Annotated in this window: 15 protein-coding genes and 1 riboswitch; of the genes, 8 read left to right on the top strand and 7 right to left on the bottom strand. The window is 42.4% G+C overall.

Going from position 1 to position 16,296, the window contains the following annotated elements; translation table 11 throughout:
• The first annotated feature begins 18 nt into the window (after positions 1 to 18).
• Positions 19 to 1,815: an ABC transporter ATP-binding protein gene (locus FTU02_RS08355; protein ID WP_078189432.1), complete on the top strand. Its 1,797-nt coding sequence runs from the start codon at positions 19 to 21 to the stop codon at positions 1,813 to 1,815.
• A 59-nt stretch (positions 1,816 to 1,874) separates the two neighbouring features.
• On the opposite strand, the gene phoU is transcribed toward FTU02_RS08355, so the two are convergent.
• Positions 1,875 to 2,591 carry a phosphate signaling complex protein PhoU gene (phoU, locus tag FTU02_RS08350; protein WP_078189433.1) on the bottom strand — a complete coding sequence of 239 codons (717 nt, stop codon included), beginning with the start codon at positions 2,589 to 2,591 and terminating at the stop codon, positions 1,875 to 1,877.
• An 83-nt stretch (positions 2,592 to 2,674) separates the two neighbouring features.
• Positions 2,675 to 4,030 carry a TolC family outer membrane protein gene (locus tag FTU02_RS08345; RefSeq protein WP_180116046.1) on the bottom strand — a complete coding sequence of 452 codons (1,356 nt, stop codon included), beginning with the start codon at positions 4,028 to 4,030 and terminating at the stop codon, positions 2,675 to 2,677.
• Between the two features lie 314 nt (positions 4,031 to 4,344).
• Between FTU02_RS08345 and FTU02_RS08340 the strand changes: the two genes are divergently transcribed.
• From FTU02_RS08340 to FTU02_RS08310, 7 genes are all read left to right on the top strand, one after another.
• The gene (locus FTU02_RS08340) at positions 4,345 to 5,331 is read left to right on the top strand and encodes a hypothetical protein (RefSeq protein WP_180156862.1); all 987 of its coding nucleotides are present in this window, start codon (positions 4,345 to 4,347) and stop codon (positions 5,329 to 5,331) included.
• Positions 5,332 to 5,433: 102 nt separating this feature from the next.
• Positions 5,434 to 5,560, top strand: a riboswitch (TPP riboswitch).
• Between the two features lie 116 nt (positions 5,561 to 5,676).
• Positions 5,677 to 7,572 (top strand): phosphomethylpyrimidine synthase ThiC, encoded by a 1,896-nt coding sequence (thiC, locus tag FTU02_RS08335; protein ID WP_078189435.1) that lies wholly within the window; start codon positions 5,677 to 5,679, stop codon positions 7,570 to 7,572.
• A gap of 76 nt (positions 7,573 to 7,648) precedes the next feature.
• Positions 7,649 to 8,269, top strand: coding sequence for an NUDIX domain-containing protein (locus FTU02_RS08330; RefSeq protein ID WP_180156699.1), 621 nt, complete (start codon positions 7,649 to 7,651; stop codon positions 8,267 to 8,269).
• 10 nt (positions 8,270 to 8,279) lie between these two features.
• On the top strand, positions 8,280 to 9,083 hold the full coding sequence (gene cpdA, locus FTU02_RS08325) for a 3',5'-cyclic-AMP phosphodiesterase (protein ID WP_180156697.1): 804 nt from the start codon (positions 8,280 to 8,282) through the stop codon (positions 9,081 to 9,083).
• 209 nt (positions 9,084 to 9,292) lie between these two features.
• Positions 9,293 to 9,820 (top strand): RNA polymerase-binding protein DksA, encoded by a 528-nt coding sequence (gene dksA, locus FTU02_RS08320; RefSeq protein ID WP_078189438.1) that lies wholly within the window; start codon positions 9,293 to 9,295, stop codon positions 9,818 to 9,820.
• Between the two features lie 4 nt (positions 9,821 to 9,824).
• On the top strand, positions 9,825 to 10,742 hold the full coding sequence (gene gluQRS / locus FTU02_RS08315; protein WP_373684222.1) for a tRNA glutamyl-Q(34) synthetase GluQRS: 918 nt from the start codon (positions 9,825 to 9,827) through the stop codon (positions 10,740 to 10,742).
• 85 nt (positions 10,743 to 10,827) lie between these two features.
• Positions 10,828 to 11,088, top strand: a complete 261-nt coding sequence (locus tag FTU02_RS08310; RefSeq protein WP_078189439.1) for a zinc-ribbon domain-containing protein — start codon at positions 10,828 to 10,830, stop codon at positions 11,086 to 11,088.
• On the opposite strand, the gene ftsW is transcribed toward FTU02_RS08310, so the two are convergent.
• The 5 genes from ftsW to FTU02_RS08285 all read right to left on the bottom strand — a co-directional run bounded on the left by ftsW (position 11,077) and on the right by FTU02_RS08285 (position 16,214).
• The gene (ftsW, locus tag FTU02_RS08305; RefSeq protein ID WP_078192579.1) at positions 11,077 to 12,273 is read right to left on the bottom strand and encodes a putative lipid II flippase FtsW; all 1,197 of its coding nucleotides are present in this window, start codon (positions 12,271 to 12,273) and stop codon (positions 11,077 to 11,079) included. The genes FTU02_RS08310 and ftsW overlap by 12 nt on opposite strands.
• 21 nt (positions 12,274 to 12,294) lie before the next feature.
• Positions 12,295 to 13,641 carry a UDP-N-acetylmuramoyl-L-alanine--D-glutamate ligase gene (murD, locus tag FTU02_RS08300; RefSeq protein ID WP_180156695.1) on the bottom strand — a complete coding sequence of 449 codons (1,347 nt, stop codon included), beginning with the start codon at positions 13,639 to 13,641 and terminating at the stop codon, positions 12,295 to 12,297.
• Positions 13,642 to 13,800: 159 nt separating this feature from the next.
• On the bottom strand, positions 13,801 to 14,052 hold the full coding sequence (locus FTU02_RS08295; protein WP_180039944.1) for a DUF6587 family protein: 252 nt from the start codon (positions 14,050 to 14,052) through the stop codon (positions 13,801 to 13,803).
• Positions 14,053 to 14,091: 39 nt separating this feature from the next.
• A complete protein-coding gene (gene feoB / locus FTU02_RS08290) occupies positions 14,092 to 15,954 on the bottom strand; it encodes a ferrous iron transport protein B (protein WP_180156693.1) in 1,863 nt (620 codons plus the stop codon).
• Positions 15,951 to 16,214 carry a FeoA family protein gene (locus tag FTU02_RS08285; protein ID WP_180156691.1) on the bottom strand — a complete coding sequence of 88 codons (264 nt, stop codon included), beginning with the start codon at positions 16,212 to 16,214 and terminating at the stop codon, positions 15,951 to 15,953. Before FTU02_RS08285 ends, feoB begins: the two co-directional genes overlap by 4 nt.
• Between the last annotated feature and the right edge of the window lie 82 nt (positions 16,215 to 16,296).

Genomic DNA, 16,296 nt, shown 5'->3' with positions numbered 1-16,296 from the left:
CAATAAAAATAATTGCTTATGAACCTGTGGCAGCTTTTCCAAAAATTACGTCCATTCGTACAGCCATACCGCTGGCTGGTGGTCGTGACGCTGATCTTGACCTTAATTGGCTCACTCACGGCACAGGTGAATGCCCTGACACTCAAATATGCCGTAGACAGCATCAATCAGCTTTTACAGCAAGGCCTCGGTCTAGCCAATGGTTGGCATATATTAATCACCATCACCGTAGTCTTATTGGGAAAAGAAGTCATCAATGCCATCGTGCAATTTGGACAAAAATCGTTTGGTGAAAAATTACGTATTTTAATTTCTCAGGATTTGTCCCAAGGCATTATTGAAAAATTTATCACCTATCGATTGGCATTCTTCGATCAACAAGACAACCAAGCAGGCAAACTCCAAACTCGAATTGATCGGGGGGTTAGCTCGCTCACACGACTGGTTCAAATCTTTTTTATCGATATTTTACCGTTATTTACCAGTGCTATTATTGCACTGGGCTTAATGTATTATGCCAATGTTTGGGTTGGCGTGGTGGCCACAATTATTGTGCCGATTTATTTTTGGCTAACTTTCAAACAATCACAAAAACTGGCAGGCAAACGCCGTGCCCTACGCGATAATTTTGAAAAGAAAAATCAGGGTATTCTGAGTATTATCAACTCGATAACGGTCATTAAATCTTTTAACAAAGAAGCCGTCGAATCGAAAAAACAATTAAATCTGCAAAAGTCGCTGACTGAAAACCAGATGCAGACACGGCAAACCAGTTATATCTTTGACGGACTCAAAACCTTTATTGAACAGGTCGGTGTGGTACTGATCATCATTCTGACAGCCTATTTTGTTTTGGATGGGCAAATGAGTATCGGGATGATTATGTATCACGTGTTGTTATTTAATAATGTCTCTGCCCCGATTCGCTCGCTGCATCGTATCTATGATGAAATTAACTCTGCGATGATTTATTCGGAAAGCTTCTTTAACATCTTAGAAGCGGATCATGAAATTGAAACCAGTGGCACTGCTCAACCTCCGATTCAAGGTCAGTTTGAATTAAGCAATGTCGACTTTAGCTATCCCAATGGTTTTCAGGCACTGCACCGTATCAACATGACCATCCAACCGAACAAAATCACCGCCTTGGTTGGTTTATCTGGGGCTGGAAAATCGACATTAATTAGCTTACTGGATAAGTTTTATCATCCTCAAGCGGGCAATATCAAACTCGATGGCATCGATTTAGAACAGATTGATACACAGTATTTACGTGAAAATATTGGTTTGGTATTGCAAAAAAATCATATTTTCCCAGGTTCAATTTTTGAAAATATTCGCTATGGCAAAAGTACAGCTACAGAGCAAGAAGTCTTTGATGCAGCACGGAAAGCCTCGATCCATGATCAGATCTTAAAACTTCCGCATGCCTATGAAGCCGATGCTTTACTGCTCTCAGGTGGACAGCAACAGCGCATTGCCTTGGCACGCATGTTTCTAAAAAATCCGCCGATTATTTTCTTGGACGAACCGACGGCTAGTTTAGATGCGATCGCTGCTGAACAAATTAAAAATAGTCTGGATCAAATTAAGCAAGGGCGTACCGTCATCATGATTTCGCATAGTTTGTCGCAAATTATCGATGCTGATTACACCTATGTGATGAAAGACGGACAAATCGTAGAACACGGGGAGCATCATGATTTGTACCATCAAGAAGGTGCTTATAAGCAAATCTTCGATGCGATGGCGAAAAGTTTAAATATTGACAAAATTGCCCGTACTTTTGAAGAAGACGAAGAAACACATAGTTAATTTTAGACAAAAAAAAAGCCCATCGTGTGATGGGCTTCGTTCATATTGGTTTTTATCAATTAACGCTGAACTTTTTGCTCAATTTCTTCAACACTGGTGTGACGGACATCTAGACCTTTCACCATATAAATCACTTGTTCAGAGATATTTCGAGCATGGTCACCAATACGTTCAAGTGAACGCAGCACCCAAAGTACATTCATGACCCGAGTAATGTGCCGTGGATCTTCTATCATATACGTCATGAGGGTACGGGTTGCCGATTGGTACTCGCGGTCAATATCAGCATCAGCCAAAAGAACACGTAAAGCCTGATCTACATCCAAACGTGCAAAGGCATCGAGCGCATCATGAATCATCACGCGGACTTGGTTGCCAATATGCCGTGTTTCCATATAACCACGCGGTGAACCACCCTCTTCACACAAGCTTTGTGCAATACGGGCAATTTTTGCCGCTTCATCACCAATCCGTTCTAAATCGGTGTTGGCTTTCGACATCGCAATCACCATGCGTAGATCAATCGCAGCAGGATGACGGCGCGCCAAAATCAGGGTAAGCGCTTCATCAATTTCAGTTTCCATACGGTTCACCGTATTGTCTTGAAATTGAACATCGATCGCCATCGTTGCATCCGTATCCAATAAGGCATGAATGGCATTTGCAACCTGCTGCTCCACCAAACCACCCATGGTCATAAATTTGGTATGCACATCCTGCAATTCTTCATTGAATTGCGAAGAAATATGATGGTTTAAAACAGGATTATTAGGCAAAGCGAGTCTCCACTACAACGTGAATCGGCAGATTTTAGTGCCATATTAAAGCATATTGATTGTGAAACTTTTATGACCATGGCCTATTTCTTTAGTAAGATCGATGGCTGATTTTTCTGATCGACCAACCATGCATTCATTTCCACTAAATCAGCTTCCGTTAATTTCCCAACTGAGGCTTTAAGTTGTAGAACATGTATTAAATAATCGTACTTAGAATTCAGATAATCTTGACGGGCTGAAAAGGCATTACGCTGTGCCAGTAGCACATCAACCATAGTTTTCAGACCTTCTTGGTACTGGGCTTGTGAGGCCAAAGACACTTGCGCGGAAGAATCCATCGCGGCTTTACGTGCCTGTAATTTACTTTGATCCGTTTCGACTTGCATATAAGATTTTTTTACATCGGTTTGTGCTTTTCGAATTGCTGCATCCACCTGTGCTTGGCTTTTTTCAACATTGATCGCCGCTTGCTTAATGGATTTCTGTGTCCGTCCACCATTAAACACATTCCAGTTCATTTCAATCCCCACCTGATCAAATTGACCATCTTGCGACATGATGGATTGTGGACTTTGCTTGTTATAACCATAGGTCCCTACCGCTTCAATCTGAGGATATAAGGCAGCTTTTTCGACGCGTTTGCCATCTTCCGCATAACGTTGTTGCATACGCGCTTGTAAAATGCCTAGGTTCTGCTCCTGAGCCAGTTCTTCCCACGCTTGTACATTGTTTGGAATCGGTTTTTCAAACTGAAAATCTTCACGTAACACCGCCAAATTTTCTCGATATGGCCCAATCAACTGTTGTAATTGTTCCTGCGCCAAAACCAATTGAACATTAGTCGCCATGCGGTTGGCCCGAGCATTTTGATATTGAGCATTGGCTTCGCTGACATCACTTTTTGCCACCAAACCTTCTTTTAATTTAGCATTCATCATGCGCAGCTGTTCCGATAGCGCCTGTTCTTCTTGTAAGTTGGCAACCGTCAATGCTTGCTGACGTAGGACATTAAAATAAGCTTCAGAGACATTTAAAATATGATCTTGTTTTTGAATCCGCAGATTGATTTCACTTAAATTAATCGAGGTCTTGACTTGCTTCAGCCCTTCCCATGCATCCCAACGAAAAATGGGCTGACGGGCAGTGAGCGCAATTTGTCTTGTTGTGGTGCTGTCTGGCATAATCAGCCCGGCTTGAGCGCCGCTTTGGTTGGAATTTTGATTTTTTCGAGTCACATTCCCAGAGATTGTTACCGTCGGGAGTAAGTTCCCATTGGCAATCCCCAAATTCAATTTATCCGCTTCATATTGTAGTTTATTGGCTTGCCAATTGGGGTCTTCTTGTTTTGCACGTTCATAAGCTTGCACAAGGTCTAGCGCACACGCCCATTGACTCGTGAAAAGCAAACAAAGACCCACCACAACTTTTTTGTTCATTTTTTTTGTAAATTCCTAATATTCAAATACCCGAGATTGAATATTCAAGCCTAAAACTAAGCAGATACTAATCATATCCTTACAAATTTCCGTATGATTTTTATTAATTTTTTATATCAAATGCGACAAAACCAGATAATTTCAGTCGTTTTCAGACACTACTCACAACGCTATAACAAAGAACTGTACAATAGTACACATATTGCACGTGTTTCATCTATAAAATAGTCGACATTCCATCGGACAATACCACTTCTATAGCGCATCGAGTTCCTGTGTCAAAATTTTTTCAGCTGCCTGCAAAGTTTAGTGCAATGTTTTTATGTTTCAGTATGTTGAATGGATGCCAACAACAGCCTGAACCTCAACCTGCACCAGAGTTTCCCAACAATAAGACTGTTCAAAAAGAAGCAGTCGATTTGTCTTTGCTGTGCAGAAAACTTGAAAAAAACATGCTGGAAATAGACGATCAACGAACAACTTTCGCTTTAGAACAAATCAACCAAGATCTCAAAGTCTGCTTACCGCTATTAAAAGCGGACGAACAAAAAAAATTACTGCGTTTGTCCAATCAAATGTATCGCAACTTTTTACATGTTGAACGTACAGCTCAACAGCAAATGGCGTTCGAACAATTTGCCTTTGATATGGCTCAGCATCCCACCATTCAACAAAATCATTATGAGCAGCTCACTGCCCGAGATCAGTATTTACTGAAACATAAAGGCCAAGCTTATGTGGAGTTGTTCGATGCAGGTGAAGGACAGTTACGCTATCGCCGCAGTCCTGAATATTTAGCCAAAATTTTTGCGCCTTATATGGAAGAATCTGAGCAAGTCTTTATTGAAAAACTGGCTGAACAAAATGCACAACCTGCCTTGCTGCAACAAAGTTTAGCCATTGAGCCACAAGAGATTGCGACACGTGCAATTTTTTGGGAAGACTATCTCAAACAATATCCAGATAGCCCCTACAAAAAAGATGCACAACAATTGCTATATCAATATAGCAAATTGTTATTTATTGGTTCGACACATAGTCCCGTTTCTAATGATTTTTCAGACCGCCTCAGTATTCAAGCCAGTTCTTTAGAAGAAATTGAACGCTTGGCTCAACTAAAAAACTCCAAATTGGCAGATCAGGCGCGTTTATTTTTAAAATTATTAGATCAAAATACTGCTGCATCTAATCAGCGATCAGAAGCACAGCTGTTGAATTTAATTGGTGTCCGCAATCCTGATCCGCATTATAAGAAAGACTGTTTTAGTGACGCCATCTGTGTAAATCAGTCCTCTACTTAGCCAATGCAAGTTCAATTGCACACGGGCCTAGCCAAAATTCTGCACTTGAAAATCGATGAAAAATAACACTGTTTTAAAACAGCCTTCATGCTAATATCCGCACAAAGCTTGACGGAGCGCAGGTAATTTCCTGCTGAGATCATCTAAATTTAGTTCGCTAAATTTAAGGATGAGTACCGTTGAACCTGATCAGGTTAATACCTGCGTAGGAATCAAGCCATCTAAAAACTTAAGCCCTTCTTATCTCTTGGTTTTACGCCTTTATTTTCAGGTGAATCCATCAGATAAACTGCCACGTTTTTGGTCGTGCTTGATTCGTTGATGTCATTCATAAGGATCATTGCAATGAACCAATTAACGAATCTCACCGCTTCAGATCGCGCTGCTCAGCATGAACAAGATGCTAAAGATCTCACTCGTATTCTCCCCGCGTCAAAAAAAGTCTATATCCAAGGCTCACGTCCAGATATTCGCGTACCAATGCGTGAAATCAGTCTTACAGATACGCCTACAGGTCTGGGTGGAGAAAAAAATCTACCGATTATGGTCTATGACACCTCTGGTGCTTATACCGACCCCAATATTCAAATTGACCTGAATCAAGGTCTACCTAATGTCCGTGAATCTTGGATTGAGTCTCGAAATGATACGGAAATACTCGATACCTTAACTTCAAAATTTGGACAAGAGCGTCTTCGAGACATCCGCACTGCAGAGATTCGTTTTGCGCATATTTCAAAACCGCGTCGCGCTCGTCGTGGACACAATGTCTCTCAAATGCACTATGCCAAACAAGGCATCATCACCCCTGAAATGGAATACATTGCGATTCGTGAAAATCAGCGCCAGCGTGAAGGTGTTGATATGCGCCAACATGCCGGTCAAAATTTTGGCGCACGCAATTTAACTGAAATCACCCCAGAATTTGTACGTCAAGAAGTGGCTGAAGGTCGTGCCATTATCCCTGCCAACATTAACCACCCTGAATGTGAACCGATGATTATTGGTCGTAACTTCTTGGTGAAAATCAATGCCAACATTGGTAACTCAGCACTTGGTTCAAGCATCGATGAAGAAGTGGCAAAAATGACTTGGGCAACTCGTTGGGGCGCTGACACCATCATGGATTTATCGACAGGTAAAAATATCCATGAAACCCGCGAATGGATTATTCGCAACTCCCCTGTACCGATTGGCACCGTGCCGATTTACCAAGCTTTAGAAAAAGTTGATGGTGTCGCAGAGGACTTAACCTGGGAAATTTTCAAAGACACACTGATTGAACAAGCCGAGCAAGGTGTCGATTATTTTACGATTCACGCAGGCGTGCTGCTTCGTTATGTTCCACTCACCGCCAACCGTTTAACTGGTATTGTGTCACGTGGCGGATCCATCATGGCGCAGTGGTGCTTAGCGCATCATGAAGAAAACTTCCTGTATACGCATTTTGATGAAATCTGCGAAATCATGAAAGCCTATGATGTGTCATTCAGTTTAGGTGATGGTTTACGTCCAGGGTGTATTCAAGATGCTAACGATGAAGCTCAATTTAGTGAATTACGCACCTTAGGTGAATTGACTCACCGTGCATGGGAACATGATGTACAAGTCATGATTGAAGGCCCTGGCCATGTCCCAATGCATATGATCAAAGAAAATATGGATCTACAACTAGAAGTTTGCAAAGAAGCGCCTTTCTATACCCTTGGACCACTCACCACCGATATTGCCCCGGGCTATGACCACATTACCTCTGCCATTGGTGCGGCAATGATTGGTTGGTATGGCACCGCCATGCTGTGTTATGTGACCCCGAAAGAGCACCTTGGTCTACCAGATAAAAAAGACGTCAAAGACGGCATTATCACCTACAAAATTGCAGCCCATGCCGCAGACCTTGCCAAAGGTCATCCTGGTGCGCAGGCTCGTGATAATGCATTATCCAAAGCACGCTTTGAATTCCGCTGGGAAGACCAATTTAATCTGAGCTTAGACCCTGATACAGCGCGTAGCATGCATGATGAAACTATGCCGAAAGAAGCACATAAATCAGCCCATTTTTGTTCGATGTGTGGACCTAAATTTTGCTCGATGAAAATCACACAAAATGTGAGAGATTATGCAAAAAATCAGCAAGATATGCAGCTTTCTTCAGAATCTAATCCTGAAATTGAAACAGGTTTACAGAGCATGAAAGCGGCCTATCATGAACATGGTCAAAAGTTGTACCACAAAGTGTAAAGCTTAAAAAAAATCTTTTGTATTCAACAAAATCTCGGTTAGGATGAAATGGAAGATTTCATCCTAATTAGCGCTTATGAATATTATTAAACAGGCCACATATAACAAAAAAGATTACAGCATTGAAGGGCGTGAACATCTTTATAAAGGCTTTATTCAAGTTGAAAAAGTTCAGCTTCGACACCGCTTATTCCATCAAGACAGCATGATTCCAACCATTCAGCGTGAATTGATTCATCGTCCTGAAGCAGCAGGTGTGCTGATCTATAGTCATCAACAACAAAAATTTGCCTTAATTGAACAATTCCGCATTGGGGCGATTGATGATGAAACTTCGCCATGGCAACTAGAGATTATTGCCGGCGTGCTCGATGGTGATGAATCTGCTGAAAGCTGCATCCGCCGTGAAAGTTTGGAAGAATCAGGCTGTGAATTAGATGCACTACAGCATTTATTTAGTTTTTATCCCTCTGCGGGTGCCTGCGCGGAATTATTCCACCTTTATAGTGCTGAAGCTGAACTTCCTGAACATGGCGGAGTCTTTGGCATGCCTGATGAAGGAGAAAATATTCAATTGCATATCTTAAACTATACTGATATTCCTGAATTATTAACCAATGGTCGGCTAAAAAACGCACCTGTCATTATGGCCTTGCAATGGTTACAACAACAAATACATACTACAAGGAATGTCTAAGGGGAAGGACATGACTTTAAGGGATACACCACAATACGACTGGACACTGATCCAGATCTCGGACACACATTTAATGGATCAGGAAGATCTTGAATTTGTCCGCATGAATCCAGAGCAGAGTTTTCACGATGTGATTCAACAAATTCAGTTGAACCATCATCACATCGATACGCTTGTCCATACTGGCGATCTTGCACAAGTGCCGGTAGAGCGTACCTATGCGCGTTATCTCGAATATATGCAACAGCAGCCGTTTCCGTTTTATCAGATTCCGGGGAACCATGACGAAGCGTCTTGCTTCCCATTTCATCAACAGGAAGATCGTGCTCACTGCATCGCATTAGGCAATTGGTGTCTGATTTTACTGAACAGTGCGGTTAAAGGAAAAGTGGATGGTTGGGTATCACAACAGCAGTTGGAACAATTAGATCAGTTACTCACAGCACACCCAAAGCAACACATCATTGTGGCATGCCACCACCACCCTTTTGCCATGCAATCGCATTGGATAGATCAGCATAAACTAAAGAACGCTGAACATCTCATAGATGTGCTTTCACGCCATGACAATGTCAAAATTGTACTATGCGGACACGTACATCAAGACTCGTCTAATCAATGGCGCAATATTCAGTTTTTATCGACGCCTTCGACCAGTGTTCAGTTCAAACCGCATAGTGAAAATTTTGCCTTAGATGAGGCTTTACCAGGGTATCGTGCACTCTATCTGAATGATAATGGTGAATTTAAAACTGAAGTTGTTCGGGTCAAATTGAAACAACCTCAAATTAATGTTGAAATTTCAGGTTATTAACTTTTCAATTTGATTTTTTTGCTTTACTTTATGGCTTCTAAAGGAAAAGTGATAGTTAGAATCCAAACATCAAAGACTATCAATAAGCAGAAAAAGTCTATATGATGACGACCCCCACAGAAGGAAACTCTGTGTTGGGTGGATAAAAAACTTGCATATCACCATATTTTTTGCGTATAGATATATGCATATGATGAGGAATGCCCTACATGGCGAATGACAACCAAAATCAAGTCTTAGACGAACAAACTGATGTAGTAGACGAAAAGTCTACCAAACGCGTGCGCAAATCAAAGCCAAAGGCGACTGAAGGTGGTTCTACTGCAAGCTTATTTGGTATTGAACCTTATCAGCCTAAAAAGAATGAAGAATACATGTCTGAAGGGCAACTTGAGCATTTCCGTCACATCTTATTGGCGTGGAAAGCTGAGTTAATGTCTGAAGTAGACCGTACTTTGAATACCATGCAAGACGAAAATACTGCGCTTCCAGATGTGAACGACCGTGCAACGCAAGAAGAAGAATTTGCGATTGAACTTCGTACACGTGACCGTGAACGTAAACTGATCCGTAAAATTGAACAATCAATTGAAGCGATCAAAAATGATGACTACGGCTTCTGTGAAACGTGTGGTATCGAAATTGGCTTACGTCGCCTAGAAGCACGTCCAACAGCAACTTTATGTATCGACTGCAAAACACTTGCAGAGATCAAAGAGAAGCAAAATAACGGTTAATTCTGTGTTGAGTAATTCCTCTCTAGCCCTCCCTTTAAAAAAGGGAGGGAAAGTTGCAGAGCATTACGTGGGTCGGTTTGCGCCATCGCCAACCGGCCCTTTGCATTTTGGCTCTTTAATTACAGCAGTCGCAAGCTACTGCGATGCCCGTGCCCATCAGGGGCAATGGGTCGTTCGTATCGAAGATACCGACATTCCACGTATATTCCCCGGCAGCGAAGAACACATCTTACGTTGTATTGATGCATTTCAATTCGAACCAGATACCGAGATCATTTTCCAAAAAGACCGCCTCGAAATCTATGAGCAAGTCATTGCGCATTTGCATGCCCAAGACTTGGTCTATGCTTGTCAATGCACCCGAAAAATGCTCGGTTCGAATCATATCTATCAAGGTACATGTCGCAATCTGGGCCTTCCCCTTCAGGATCAGGCCATTCGAATCAAAGTCGATGCACAGAACATTTGTTTTACCGACCGCTTACAAGGGACGCATTGCTCCAATCTGCAACAAGATTTGGGCGACTTCGTCTTAAAACGCCGTGATGGCATTATCAATTATCAACTTGCTGTCGTGGTGGATGACTACCTACAAGGGATGACCCATGTCGTACGTGGAGCTGATCTTTTGGACAATACCGAACGTCAAATTTGGCTCGGACAGGTTTTGGGTTATCCACGCCTTGAATACATGCACTTGCCATTGGCAATGAATAATCAGGGACAAAAACTGTCAAAACAGAATATGGCTCAAGCTCTTGATTTAAACCAAGCAGCACCTTTATTGCAACAAGCATTGCAGGCCCTACACCAACCGCCAGTCGACTTAGACACGCCGCGTATTATGCTGCAACAGGCGATTGCGCAGTGGGATATTCAACATATTCCCCATGGCACAGCATTGCCTCAAATCTATCAATAAACCCAAATATTGATCTAAGCCAATCACTCGATTTTCAATTGAATTATGCTTTAATAAAGTGATCAATCGACCATTGGAGAGCCTAATGTTTTTTATTTTTGGAGTTGGTCCGAAAACCAAAGTCATTGAAAAGAGCCAATTTACTTGCCCTGTCTGCCGAAGCAGAACTCAGTATGAGTTAAAACAGCAACGTAATTATTTTTCTTTATTTTTTATCCCATTGATTCCACTATCTAAAGCCAAGGCGAGCTTGGTCAAATGTCTCCATTGTGGAACGGAGATGCCAGCCAGTGTCCTCCACCATGCATCTCCCGATCCGCAACGAGATACCAATTTAGAAGCTTGATTCTTCTTTACTTGGGTTTACTTCTTTGGTCGTCGCATCGATCTTTAAGATCAGACTCACCATAACCGCACAGATAATCAGAGAAGACCCCCCATAACTAATAAACGGTAAGGTCAAACCCTTGGTAGGAAGCATGCCCATGTTCATGCCGGCATTCACCAAAATTTGCAGCAAGAAGATAATACTAATGCCATAAGCCAAGTAGCCTGCACGTAAGTATTGATGACGTAAAGCACGATGACCAATGCGAATACAGCAGATCAACATCACAAATGACAGCGTCAATACGGTCAAAATCCCAAAGAAGCCAAATTCTTCGCCCAAAACCGCCAACATGAAGTCGGTATGTGCCTCAGGTAAATACGACATTTTTTGAATACTATGACCCAAGCCGACACCAAACCATTCACCGCGACCAAAAGCCATTAATGCATTGGACAACTGATAGCCTGCGCCTAATGGATCATTCCATGGATTTGAGAAGGACATCAAACGTTCTAAACGATAAGGTTCAAATAAAATCAAGAACACAAAGGCCATGATGATCGCACCAAAGGCAATTGCGAACTGAATCAACGGTGCACCTGCGAGGAAGAATACCCCTAGCATGGTTAAGGCAATCACCACCGTCGCCCCTAAATCGGGCTCTGCCATGACTAAACCGACGGTTGCAGCCATAATCACTGCCAATCGTACCAAGCCCTTGATGTTATTGCGGACTTCTTCAGCACGTCGTACCACATAGTCCGCGGTAAATATCGCCATCATGACTTTGGCGACTTCCGAAGCCTGTAAGGTGAAACCAGCAATACGAATCCAACGTTTAGAACCATTGACCTCTGTCCCGACAGCCAATACAGCAGCCAGTAAGATAATCGTGATAATCCATAAAAAGAAGGTGTTGTTAAACCAGACATTTAACGGCACTTTATAGGCGATATAGGCGGCGGCGGCGGCAGCGGCAATCGAAATACCGTGTCGTGAAATGTAATGAAAGGCATTTTCATGCATGCGTTCTGCATAAGGCATCGATGCAGATGCCACCATGATCGAACCAATACACAACAATGCCAAAACACAGAACACCAGAACATTGCGCACGTTGACCTCGGCAGGTAACCGAGGAAGCCAACGCTCTACAACTTCATTTATTCTATTTATGGTCGTCTGAGCCAACCCAGCCATACAACTTTCCTTATCGTTCTTTTAAACGAGTGCATTCACACAATCAACAAATTGGTGTCCACGCTCACTGTAGCCTTTAAACATATCAAAACTTGCGCACGCTGGAGACAATAACACCACATCATTGGCTACCGCATTTTGTTGGCACAGCTCAACCGCTTGTTTCAAACTTTCAGCATGAATCAGCGTGGTTGTCCCTTCAATCGCTTTTTCAATAATTGGACGATCTTCACCAATCAATACCGCAACTTTGGCATATTTTGAAAGTGAATCACGCAGCGCAGTAAAGTCCTGCCCTTTGCCTTGACCACCTAAAATAATCGCCACTTTACCGCCTTTAGCTTCAATCGCAGCACCTAGACCATCAATCGCAGCTAAAGTCGCACCAATATTGGTACCTTTAGAGTCGTTATAATAACGAACACCTTTCACTTCTTTGACAAATTCACAGCGGTGCTCTAAACCTTTAAAGGTTTTCAAAGTTTCCAACATGCCTGCTAGTGGCAAACCAATCGCTTCACCCAAAGCCAAACATGCCAAGGCGTTTGCCACATTATGAGTCCCTTGAATATACATATCTGCACTTTTCAGTAAACGCTCACGACCACGTGCCAACCAAATTGTGCCATCAGTATCGCGTAAAATACCAAACTGATTCATATCCGGTGCATTTAAGCCAAAGCTTTGCATTGGAGTAGCATCTGGAACCAATGGACGTGTTAATGAGTCATCACGGTTATACACCACTTTTTTCACCGCTTGGAAAATACGATGCTTCGCAGTGTGATAGCCCATCATATCGCCATGACGGTCCAAATGGTCTTCACTCATGTTCAACACCACAGCCACTTCTGCTGCCAAGTTCGACGTGGTTTCTAATTGAAAACTTGAAAGCTCTAAAACATAAAGTTCAGGATCATCTTTGGTGAGATCCAAAGCCGGACGACCCAAGTTTCCACCCACTGCCACTTTTTTGCCTGCATCTGCTGCCATGAGACCAAATAAAGTCGTTACGGTACTTTTCGCATTCGAACCTGTAATCGCGACAATTGGCTTATCTGTCGCACGACGTAAAATTTGAATTTCTGAAACCACAGGAATGTTGGCTGCAATGGCCGCCTGAATTTGTGGTAATTTTGGATCTAGCCCTGGACTGATTATAATTTCTTCTGCTTGAAGTAATAAATCTTGATCCAACTGACCGAAACTAGTTTGTACATCACTTGGAATTTGATCATGACCCGGTGGAACTGCTCGTGAATCGGTGACTGCAACGCGGTAGCCATGGCTATGTAAGAAATTCACTGCGGAAACACCAGAAATCCCTAATCCGGCAACAACCTTCAATCCACCACGCTGTATTAACATTTTCGCCCCATTTTTTGGTCGGTTTTTAAATCTGACAAAATGTTAGCACTTTGCTGTTTTGAATGCTTTTTATGTTTTCACTTTCTCGCAGTTTTTTTGTGTCCGCTCGTAAAAAAACCGCCCATCTTGGGCGGTTTCTTCAAGCAATTGACGGTGAGCTTATTTCCATTTCACCGCTTGTACTTCAGCTTTTTTTGCAGATGGATTATCCGAAGCTGAACATCCACAACCGCCTGCACAGCCTGCGACCATTTTGGGCTTTAACCATTTGGCTAAACTGTTCCAACCACGGTTTGCACAGTGCTCAGATAAAGTTGTGAAGACTGAGTTTGATGTTTTTGGAAATACCTTCTTAAACACCACGACAGCACTCCAAATCACCAATACCGCAATAATTATTGATTCAAGCATGTCTCTCTCCTTTGTTCAGCTTTTGCCATTCAAGATTCACTATCCAAAATAGCGTGTTGCAATTTGATACGTGATGAATGCCATTAAATAAGCCAAACCAAATAAATAGATGGTCATGAAACTCACCGTCTTCAAGGAGCCAGTTTCACGTTTAACTGTCGCCAGTGTCGCCAAGCAATGTGGCGCATAAATAAACCACACCAATAATGATAGACCGGTTGCCAATGACCAACCCAATGACCCATCGCTACTAATTAAATTTGCCAGACCTTGAGACATAGCATCGTCATCTGTTGCAGACAAGGCATACACCGTACCCAATGCCGCCACAACGACTTCACGTGCAGCCATCGCTGGAATTAAGGCAATACAGATCTGCCAGTTAAAACCTAATGGTGCAAAAATCGGTTGTAATACATGCCCAAGCATACCTGCCAATGAATAATCAATATCCGGCAAGGTTGCGCCTTCTGGCGGTTGCGGGAAAGTACACAAGAACCATAACAAAATCGATAAAGCGAAAATGATGCCACCGACACGTTTCAAGAAAATCTTGGCACGGTCCAGTAAACCAATCCAAACACTCTTAATATCTGGGAAACGGTAGCTTGGAAGTTCCATCAATAAGGCATGCTGTGATTTATCTTTTTGGAAGAATTTCAGCACTGTTGCCACAATTAAGGCACTCACAATCCCGGCTGCATATAATGCAAATAACACCAAGCCTTGTAAGTTAAAGACGCCCCAGACCATTTGCTGTGGAATAAATGCTGAGATCAGCAAAGCATAAACCGGTAAACGTGCCGAACAGGTCATCAATGGCGCAACTAAAATCGTTACCAGACGATCTCGGGGGTCTTGAATACTCCGAGTTGCCATGATGCCCGGTACAGCACAAGCAAAGCTCGATAGCAGAGGAATAAAAGCACGTCCACTCAGTCCGGCTTTAAACATCAGCTTATCTAGCAAGAATGCTGCACGTGGTAAATAACCTGATTCTTCTAAAACCAAAATAAAGAAGAATAAAATTAAAATCTGCGGTAAAAACACCACCACGCCGCCTGCACCCGCAATGATCCCATCAACCACCAAGCTGTTCAGGAGTGGATGTGAAATATGTTCACCGACCAATTCACCGAACCAACCGAAGAAGGTTTCAATACCATCCATAAACGGCGCAGCCCACGCAAACACCGCTTGGAAGATAATAAACATCATCACCGCTAAGGTAATTAAACCAAAGACTGGATGTAGAAAAATTTTATCAAGGAAGTCTGAGCGTTTATCTTCATGATCAACAAACATCACCACGTCTTTTAAAATTTGTTCAATTTTTTCGTGGTTAGTCCCAGAAAGATTGGTATCACTTAATGACGCATCTGGTTTTCTGAAACCTTCAGCATCCAAAGCACCCATTAAGTTTTCAATACCTGCATTACGTACAGCAACGGTTTCTACAACAGGAACGCCCAAACGCTGAGACAGCTTTTGGGTATTGATTTGCATGCCACGACGGCGTGCTTCATCCATCATATTGAGGACAAGTAAAATTGGTCGACCCAAATCGATCATTTCCATGACCAAACCGAGGTGCAATTTTAAGTTTGTCGCATCAACTACACATAAAAAGACATCTTGATGCCCTTCTTCTGCAATTTTACCTTGCACGACATCACGCGTAATGGCTTCATCAGGACTCGTCGCTTCTAAGCTATACGTCCCCGGCAAATCCAAAACTCGAACAGATTTACCCGATGGCAAAGTAAATTGACCAACCTTGCGCTCAACCGTTACCCCAGCATAGTTCGCAACTTTCTGACGTGTACCCGTTAAATGATTGAATAATGAAGTTTTACCACAGTTTGGATTACCAACGAGGGCAATACGTAACGCATCACTCATGCTGATGCCCCTTCCATTGCTATTTCCACTTTTTCAGCTTCTATTTTTCGCAGTGCGAAACGAGTAAACCCAACTTGAATTAAAATCGGGTCACCACCAAAAATACCTTTGGTAATCACCTGTACTTTTGTTCCGGGAACAAAACCCAAAGTCTCTAAACGGCTAGCGACTAAATCAGCCGGAGCATTGTTGCCATTCTGGTTACGATGCAGCTTATGAATGACTGCGCTTTGTTTCACTTTCAAATCAGATAATCGCACGCAACTAACCCTAAAAAATTTTGAACATTATACAAACAAATGAGAATAATTAACAAATCGGATTCGATTTCAATTCTCATTT

It is taken from the genome of Acinetobacter sp. YH12045 (assembly GCF_013419925.1).
In the GTDB taxonomy this organism is placed as follows: domain Bacteria; phylum Pseudomonadota; class Gammaproteobacteria; order Pseudomonadales; family Moraxellaceae; genus Acinetobacter; species Acinetobacter amyesii.
This window is presented reverse-complemented; position numbering and strand designations above follow the sequence as displayed.

Bases quoted from the DNA above. Each gene is read 5' to 3' on its own strand.
- feoB (WP_180156693.1), bottom strand. From the start codon at position 15,954: ATGAGTGATGCGTTACGTATTGCCCTCGTTGGTAATCCAAACTGTGGT.
- FTU02_RS08295 (WP_180039944.1), bottom strand. From the start codon at position 14,052: ATGCTTGAATCAATAATTATTGCGGTATTGGTGATTTGGAGTGCTGTC.
- cpdA (WP_180156697.1), top strand. From the start codon at position 8,280: ATGACTTTAAGGGATACACCACAATACGACTGGACACTGATCCAGATC.
- FTU02_RS08310 (WP_078189439.1), top strand. From the start codon at position 10,828: ATGTTTTTTATTTTTGGAGTTGGTCCGAAAACCAAAGTCATTGAAAAG.
- ftsW (WP_078192579.1), bottom strand. From the start codon at position 12,273: ATGGCTGGGTTGGCTCAGACGACCATAAATAGAATAAATGAAGTTGTA.
- FTU02_RS08340 (WP_180156862.1), top strand. From the start codon at position 4,345: ATGTTTTTATGTTTCAGTATGTTGAATGGATGCCAACAACAGCCTGAA.
- thiC (WP_078189435.1), top strand. From the start codon at position 5,677: ATGAACCAATTAACGAATCTCACCGCTTCAGATCGCGCTGCTCAGCAT.
- FTU02_RS08345 (WP_180116046.1), bottom strand. From the start codon at position 4,030: ATGAACAAAAAAGTTGTGGTGGGTCTTTGTTTGCTTTTCACGAGTCAA.
- murD (WP_180156695.1), bottom strand. From the start codon at position 13,641: ATGTTAATACAGCGTGGTGGATTGAAGGTTGTTGCCGGATTAGGGATT.
- FTU02_RS08355 (WP_078189432.1), top strand. From the start codon at position 19: ATGAACCTGTGGCAGCTTTTCCAAAAATTACGTCCATTCGTACAGCCA.
- dksA (WP_078189438.1), top strand. From the start codon at position 9,293: ATGGCGAATGACAACCAAAATCAAGTCTTAGACGAACAAACTGATGTA.
- FTU02_RS08330 (WP_180156699.1), top strand. From the start codon at position 7,649: ATGAATATTATTAAACAGGCCACATATAACAAAAAAGATTACAGCATT.